Origin of the sequence: Pseudomonas sp. FSL W5-0299 (genome assembly GCF_005930655.1) — a bacterium.
Taxonomy (GTDB): domain Bacteria; phylum Pseudomonadota; class Gammaproteobacteria; order Pseudomonadales; family Pseudomonadaceae; genus Aquipseudomonas; species Aquipseudomonas mandelii.
In genome coordinates, this window is record NZ_RXHX01000083.1 from 1 (window position 1) to 2448 (window position 2448).

General features: G+C 48.8%; 3 protein-coding genes. All 3 read left to right on the forward strand.

From position 1 onward, the window contains the following. The first annotated feature begins 208 nt into the window (after positions 1–208). Genes FHL16_RS33625 through FHL16_RS33635 form a run of 3 tightly spaced genes read left to right on the forward strand, consistent with a single transcriptional unit; the run spans position 209 to position 2262 of the window. Positions 209–739, forward strand: coding sequence for a PAAR domain-containing protein (locus FHL16_RS33625; protein WP_077750538.1), 531 nt, complete (start codon positions 209–211; stop codon positions 737–739). Further along, entirely contained in the window at positions 736–1629 is an 894-nt protein-coding gene (locus FHL16_RS33630; protein ID WP_238706222.1) for a glycine zipper family protein, read from the forward strand. Before FHL16_RS33625 ends, FHL16_RS33630 begins: the two co-directional genes overlap by 4 nt. Positions 1630–1638: 9 nt before the next feature. Then, positions 1639–2262 (forward strand): hypothetical protein, encoded by a 624-nt coding sequence (locus FHL16_RS33635; protein WP_010459387.1) that lies wholly within the window; start codon positions 1639–1641, stop codon positions 2260–2262. Positions 2263–2448 lie beyond the last annotated feature (186 nt).

Consider the following 2448-nt stretch of genomic DNA (forward strand, 5'->3'; position numbering starts at 1 on the left):
GAGTGCCATAGCTCGGCACGATCTGATGCAGCTTTTCCTGCCAGGCAGGCGAAGCCACCTTGTCCTTGAACACTTTCTGTAGGTGCCAGTCTTCGGCTTTGGCGTTCGGGAAGTATTGGTCGTGAATGGGCTAAAAAGGGTGGCCATGGTTGTCAGCGGATTCTTTGTGTAACAATCCTCCACTTCACATTTTACAAGGACGTTCAAAATGGCTGGAAAACCTGCTGCCCGAGTCACGGATCCCACAAGCTGTCCGCTACCCGGCCACGGAGTAAACCCCATCGCCGCTGGCTCTCCCGACGTATTCTTTGACGGGTTGGCTGCTGCTCGCCAAGACGACAAAAGTACGTGCGGCAGCCCCATTGTAGGAGAGGTCGCTTCTACCGTTCTTATAAACGGTAAACCCGCCGCAACGGTCGGCAGTGTTGGTGCCCACGGCAACAACGTGGTGAGTGGCTCCGGAACGGTGATCATTGGCAACGTCCACTCGCCTGCGGACTTCGTCCCGCCCTTACCTATGCCGTTGTGGTTGCAGCCATTCAATGAGCAGTTTCGTATTCTCGGGAGCGACGGCCAGCCTCTTGCCTATGTGCCGTATCACATCAAAGATGAAGCAGGCCGGGTTTACACCGGCTTTTCTGACGAGTCAGGACATACGCCACGAATCACAACCAAAAAACAGGAAACGCTGGAAATCACCACAGGTGTTGCCGCGCTCGAAAAGTGGGGCGATGCATGACTGAGTTTTCTTGTAAAGTCCCTACAAATCAACAGGCCGGGTCGGTTAGCAATGTGCCTGGCTATTCAATGCCTGCCAACATTCACTTGTTCGTTGTCGTCGATGAAATAGGTAAAGATGGCTTTCTAGTTCGCAAAATCTACTCCTCACCAGATAATCCTCACCTTGTCGCAAAGAACCTCCCCGCGTTTCAAATCAAGCACGAGGTATGGCCGGAAAAATTTGGCATGATACCTATAGACCCGAAATCCAACGCCACGGTAGCGGAGCACGTATTTAGCAGCAGAAAATATCCGTCCAGCTATCTATCTACCAGCTCTGAATTTCCAAACGGATCGCCGCGATTCGAGGGCAAGACCGTTTACATTGATATAGAAAAAGCAAAAGCAGCAGGTGCAAAGCTTGTATCCACCGAAGAGATATTAAAGTCACTCGACGAATACAAAAAAGTCGCCCCAAAGAAAGTCGTCCAGATAGACCAAATCGCAGATTGGGTTAAGAATATAGACAAAGAAGTACTGGTTCAGGCTGAAAAAGTACCGGCCAAAGCAGTCTTTACCCCAAGTTCCTACAAAGCAACAAACATGTTGATTAAGGGAGCGAGAGTTGTAAGGGTTTTTGCCATCGGTTTTACCGCCTATGACTTGAAGTTGGCTACAGATGAGTCAATCAAGCAAAATAGCGTCAGACCGATCTCGGTCGAAGTAGTCAAGCAAGCTGGAGGTTGGGGGGCCGCAATCGCGGGAGGACGGATTGGCCTGGCGGTAGGTGCTGCTGTTGGTATAGAAACGGGCCCAGGAGCAATTGTCAGTGCTGCTGTTGGTGGAATTATCTTCGGTACGGCGGGTTATTTGGGTGCAACCTGGCTTACTGATTACGTACAAGACTGAGGTCTGGTGATGAGTTTTTTTAGTCGTTTCAAATCCTTCATGAAGCAAGAACCAGAAGAGCAAATTGCTGGATATTCCATTTCAGAGCTAAAAACCATTTTCGCTGATCCTTCAACAAGCGAAATTAGTCGGCTGCCCTACTACCCCAAAACATCATCTTTAGAAGGACTGGGTATTCCAGCCTTTTATTCTTCATTTTTAATTGAGCACGCAGACACTCATAAATTTCTGGCGTTCGTCGAAGCAAATTTTAAATACACATCTGAAAAAACATTTAATGAGCTACCTGCAAAGCACTATGTTAACGATGAAAAAAACGAGCAATTAGTGTTTTTTACTTCCACAAGGGAGTTCAACTCAACAACTGTTCGAATGGTTACGAACAGCATCGATTTCATGAATGTTATTTTGCGCGAGAATTTTGCCCCTCCTCCCCCATGGATAGCGTTTGAAGGGTACAACCCTTCCTGGTGGGGTGGAGAGATGCAAGGTGCTCAAGGGTACTACAACGACAATTACTTCATTCCCTTCCTCACTCAATTGAGTGACCTGGAAAGAATGAAGTATTACGCAAGATTTGGCGCTACAAACGAGTGGATAGAACGCTTGGAATTGATGTACCGCTCTGAATGAGCATGGCCTGAACGGGTCTGCTCCGCAGCCCACCGGGAGCAAGCTCCCTCGCCACAGAGGCGGTGTCAGTCTTGGATATTACGGGCCAGCAAGTGCTGAGTTTGAAGCACAAAAAAGCCCACTGACCGTCTCCGGTCAGTGGGCTTTCTCTGATTACGCTTCTACTTACAAAGCCATATCACTGGC